At 64.2% G+C, this 5,342-nt stretch carries 3 protein-coding genes and 1 pseudogene; 3 read left to right on the top strand and 1 reads right to left on the bottom strand.

Features of this window, described 5'->3' with window-relative positions:
- Window positions 1-838 (bottom strand): annotated as a pseudogene (locus EN994_RS16460) (mechanosensitive ion channel family protein); the annotation flags it as partial.
- Window positions 839-1,078: 240 nt separating this feature from the next.
- Here EN994_RS16460 and EN994_RS16455 point away from each other — a divergent pair.
- The 3 genes from EN994_RS16455 to EN994_RS16445 all read left to right on the top strand — a co-directional run.
- Entirely contained in the window at window positions 1,079-2,338 is a 1,260-nt protein-coding gene (locus tag EN994_RS16455; RefSeq protein WP_063170258.1) for a sarcosine oxidase subunit beta, read from the top strand.
- 17 nt (window positions 2,339-2,355) lie between these two features.
- Window positions 2,356-2,652, top strand: a complete 297-nt coding sequence (locus tag EN994_RS16450; RefSeq protein WP_027160522.1) for a sarcosine oxidase subunit delta — start codon at window positions 2,356-2,358, stop codon at window positions 2,650-2,652.
- Window positions 2,649-5,342: sarcosine oxidase subunit alpha family protein (locus EN994_RS16445; protein ID WP_127307654.1), on the top strand; the 2,694-nt coding region annotated here is incomplete at its 3' end. The genes EN994_RS16450 and EN994_RS16445, both read left to right, overlap by 4 nt.

Genomic DNA, 5,342 nt, shown 5'->3' with positions numbered 1-5,342 from the left:
CATTGTAATAATTGAAAAAGAAAATCGTCGATCCAAGAAAGGCGGCAACCGCCAGCGTCGGCAGCAAGGTCGACCAGAAGGCCACCGAAAGGCGGCTGAGATAGGATGGGTCCTCATTGGTGGGGTCGGCTTCGAACACCCGCCCGAACAGACGCCTGCCGCCAACCAGCAGCACCAGCGCCAGCCCGAGCGCCACGAAGGTTGCCGCCAGGATCGCCTGGAACTTGAACTTGAAGGCAAAGCTCAACCAGGACGACACCGCCTTGTAGAGATTGCCGAACTCGTCGCGGGCGTCGGAAAACACCTGCGGGCTCAGCGCATCCGACAGCACGTAGCGCTTGGTCAAAAGATTGCGGAACAGCTCGCTGCGCATATTGCCGATCTTGTCGATCAGCCCGCTGATGCGGATCGACAGGTTCTGTGCGCTGGCAACGACCGCGTTGATCTCGGCCTTTTCCGATGCAAGCGCCTGACGCTCGCCCGTCACGATGTCGGGCTCCTGCGGCTGGCCCGCCGCCGGTGGAGGACCCAGCACCTCGATGCGATTGTTGATCTCGGTGAGCCGCGAGCGGAATACCAGCGCACTGGTGAGTGCCGCCCGCGACAGGTCCTCCAGCTGCAGACGGATCTCCACGAGTGAGGCATCGTCCTCACCGTCCTGCTGTATCTTCTTCTCGAGATCGTCCGTCTTGGCCGTTAGATCCTGGATGACCTTTTGCTGATCGGTGACCAAACCGGCCGAGCCCTGGCCGAGCGCTTGCGCCATCGCCTCAAACGAAAGCGGCGCCGAAACGACCAGCGTGAGTACCAGGATGAGACGAAGCAATCGGAAAAGCATGATTTGTTGGCGACTCATCGGCGGCAAAGGCAATTTGAAAGCCTGTCCTTGATAAAGACGGCCCTATCATGGGGCAAGCCGTCGTATCGCGAGCCCATCCGATCATTGGCCCCAACCGATCACTCACGCCGAGTGATCCCATCCCGGGCGTCGGCCAGTCGAAAGGCGATGGCGCAATATTGGCTTTGCGGATGCGGCCTGCTCTATAGTCTGCCGCATCGCCCGAACCGGATGACATCAATGGCAGAGTACTCGGCCTTTTCGCTGCTCGCGAACGCGCTCAAGGGAAACAAGGATTGGAAGCCGGCATGGCGCAAGCCTGACCCGAAGGCGTCCTATGACGTCATCATCATCGGTGGCGGCGGTCATGGGCTGGCGACCGCCTATTATCTTGCCAAGGAACACGGCATCACCAATGTCGCCGTTGTGGAAAAGGGCTGGCTCGGTTCCGGCAATGTCGGCCGCAACACCACGGCCGTGCGCTCGAATTATCTGCTGCCTGCCAACACCCGCTTCTACGAACACTCGATGAAGCTGTGGGAGAACCTGTCGCACGAGCTCAACTACAATGTCATGTTCTCGCAGCGCGGCTGCCTGAACCTGGCGCACACGCCGGCCCAGTTCGACGACTATGCAAGGCGCGGCAACGCCATGCGCCATCTCGGCGTCGATGCCGAACTGATGACGAAGGCTGAGATCAAACGCCTGATTCCGGCGCTCGATATCTCCGACAGCGCTCGCTTCCCGGTGGTCGGCGGCCTGATGCAGCGCCGCGCCGGCACCGCCCGCCACGATGCGGTGGCCTGGGGCTATGCGCGCGGCGCCGACAGGCGCGGCGTCGACATCATCGAAAATTGCGAGGTCACCGGCTTCCTGCGCGACGGCGACCGCATATCAGGCGTCACCACTTCGCGCGGCGACATCCGCGCCAGGAAGGTGGCCGTGGCGGTCGCCGGCAGCACCGGACGCGTCATGCAGATGGCCGGCATCGAGACGATGCCGATCGAGAGCCATGTGCTGCAGGCCTTCGTCACGGAATCGCTGAAGCCCTTCATCGACACGGTCGTCACCTTCGGCATGGGCCATTTCTACATGTCGCAGTCGGACAAGGGCGGCCTCATCTATGGCGGCGACATCGACGGCTACAACAGCTACGCCCAGCGCGGCAATCTGCCTGTCGTCGACGAGGTGATGAGTGAAATGCTGGCGTTGTTTCCGGGACTCGCGCGCGTGCGCATGCTGCGCTCCTGGGGCGGTGTTTGCGATATGTCGATGGACGGCTCGCCGATCATCACCGCCGGCCCCCTGCCTGGCATGTATCTCAACTGCGGCTGGTGCTATGGCGGCTTCAAGGCGACGCCGGCTTCCGGCTGGTGCTTCGCCTGGACCATCGCCAAGGACCAGCCGCACGACCTCAACGCGCCCTTCACGCTCGACCGCTTCCACCGCGGGCTGGTGATCGACGACAAGGGCCAGGGTGCAAACCCGCGGCTGCATTAGGCAATAGGTAGAGTCCAATGTTGATCACTTGCCCCTATTGCGGCCCGCGCGACGTCATCGAGTTCACCTATCAGGGTGACGGCAATCGTGAGCGTCCCGACCCCGCCTCGCAGAATTTCGAGGCGTGGAACGCCTATGTCTATGACCGGCTGAATCCGGCCGGCGACCACAATGAGATCTGGCAACATTCCGGCGGCTGCCGCGCGCATCTCAAGGTCGTGCGCAACACGCTGACGCATGAGATTTCCAGCGTTGCCTTTGCGCGGGGCGATCATGGGCCGGCCGCGCGCCGCAAGGCGGAGGACAAGGCATGAGCCCGCGCCGTGCCGACACCGGCGGCCGCATCGACCGGCTGAAAACCATCCGCTTCACCTTCGATGGCACGGCCTACACCGGCCATGCCGGCGACACGCTGGCGTCAGCCCTGCTGGCCAAGGGCGTCACGTTGTACGGGCGTTCGTTCAAATACCATCGCCCACGCGGCCTGCTCACCGCAGGCGTCGAGGAACCCAACGCGCTTGTGACGGTGCTGAAGGGCGAGGTTCGCGAGCCCAACATTCCAGCGACCATGGTCGAGATCCATGACGGGCTGGTTGCCATCAGCCAGAACCGCTTTCCCTCGCTTGCCTGGGACATCAACGCCGTCAACCAGCTCGGCGGCAAGATCCTGTCGGCCGGGTTCTACTACAAGACCTTCATGGGACCGGTGTTCGGCCCGCTCAAGGGCACGCGTTTCTGGATGTTCTGCGAACACTTCATCCGCCGCGCAGCCGGTCTCGGCAGTGCCGGATCGGCGAAAGACCCGGCCCGCTACGAACGCATGAACGCCTTTTGCGACGTGCTGGTCGTCGGCTCGGGGCCGGCCGGCCTGATGGCCACCAAGGCCGCCGCCGATCAGGGTGCGCGCGTCATGCTGGCCGATCTCGAGCCGCATTTCGGCGGTTCGGCCAACTGGTCCGAGGAAACGATCGATGGCGCGCCTGCCGCCGATTGGGCGCGGCGCACCGTCGCCCAGCTCGCAGGCCGCGACAATGTCCGGCTTCTGCCGCGCACCACGGTGTGGGGTTACTACGACAACAACACGCTTGCGGCGCTCGAACGGGTCAGCGACCACAAGGAGCACCCCGGCAAGGGCGAGCCGCGCCATCGCTATTGGGCGATCCGCGCCAAATCCGTGGTCCTGGCCACTGGTGCGTTCGAGCGGCCGCTCATCTTCCCCGGCAATGACCGGCCAGGCGTGATGCTGGCGCATGCCGCCGAGCGCTATGCCAACGAATTCGGCGTGCTGCCGGGCGAGCGGATCGCGTTGTTCACCAACAATGACAGCGCCTATCGGGCGGCTGTCGCCTTGAAGAAGGCCGGCGCCGCGGTCGTCGCCATCGCCGATGTCAGGCCGGAACTTTCGCCGGAGATGCGCAAGCTGGCCGCGGAAGCCGAGGCAGAGATCTTTGCCGGCCATGCCGTCGTCGCCACCGAAGGCGGCAAGGCGCTGTCCGGCCTCAAGCTGCAGCGCTTCGACATGGCCAATGGGGCACTCATCGGTGATGCACGCAGTATCCATGCCGATTGCCTGCTGATGTCCGGCGGCTGGTCGCCGACCATCCATCTGGCCAGCCAGGCCGGCGCCAAGGCGGAATGGAACGCCGCGCGGCAAGCTTTCCTGCCGCCAGAGCCGACACAGAGCTGGATCGGCGCAGGCGCCTTCACCGGAAGCTTCTCGACGGCCGAAGCCATCGCCGAAGGCCGCGCCGCCGGCCTCGCCGCCGCAGGCGGGCAGAGCACACCGTCCATGCTGCCGACCGTCGAAGCAGTGCCTGGCGATCCCGACCCCGCCCCGGTGTTCGAGATCAGGGCCAAGGGCAAGAGCTTTGTCGATTTCCAGCATGACGTAACGGCCGAGGACGTGCGGCTGGCTCACCGGGAAGGCTTTGTCTCGGTCGAGCATCTCAAGCGCTACACCACGCTCGGCATGGCGACCGACCAGGGCAAGAGCTCCAACGTGCCTGGCCTTGCCATCATGGCCGAGGCGCTGGGCAAGCCGATCCCCGAGGTCGGCACGACACGCTTCCGGCCGCCCTTTGCTCCGGTGTCGATCGGCTCGCTGGCTGCCGAGCGTTTTGGCGACCTGAAGCCAGAACGATTGACGCCGATGCATGACTGGCATCTGGCCAATGGCGCGACGATGTATTCCGCCGGCCTCTGGTACCGGCCGATGATCTATGGGCTTTCAGGCGAAACGGTCGAGCAGGCCTATGTGCGCGAAGCCAAGGCGACGCGCGAAAGCGCCGGCATCGTCGATGTCTCGACACTGGGTAAGATCGCGGTGCAAGGCCCTGATGCCGCCGCATTCCTCGACCGCGTCTACACCAACATGTTTTCGACGCTGGCCGTCGGCAAGGCCCGCTACGGGCTGATGCTGCGCGAGGACGGCCTCGCCTTCGACGATGGCACCACCTGGCGGCTCGGCGAGCAGGATTTTCTGATGACCACCACCACGGCCAACGCCGGCAAGGTGATGCAGCATCTGGAATATTTCCTCGACGTGATCTGGCCGGAGCTGAAAGTCCACGTCACCTCGGTGACAGACGAATGGGCAGGTGCCGCGATCGGCGGCCCGAAGGCCAGGCAGATCCTCGCCGCCTGTGTCACCGGCACGTCGGTCGACAACGCCACCTTGCCCTTCATGGGCATCGTGCGCGGCGAAATATCAGGCGTGCCGGTGATGATCTGCCGGCTGTCCTTCTCCGGTGAAATGGCCTTCGAGGTCTATTCCGGCGCCGGCCATGGCACCCATGTCTGGAAAGCGCTTGTCGAAGCCGGCAAGCCGTTCGGGCTGGTCACCTACGGTCTTGAGGCATTGGGCACCATGCGCATCGAAAAGGGCCATGTCACCGGCGCCGAGATCGACGGCCGCACCACGGCGCGCGACCTGCATCTCGACTGGATGCTGTCGAAGAAGAAGCCGTTCATCGGCTCGGCGATGATGGACCGCGAAGGCTTGATC

This window comes from Mesorhizobium sp. M7A.F.Ca.CA.002.09.1.1 (assembly GCF_003998555.1).
Taxonomy (GTDB): Bacteria; Pseudomonadota; Alphaproteobacteria; order Rhizobiales; family Rhizobiaceae; genus Mesorhizobium; species Mesorhizobium ciceri.
Note: the sequence above shows the minus strand (reverse complement) of the source record. Positions and strands in the feature narration are given on the sequence as shown.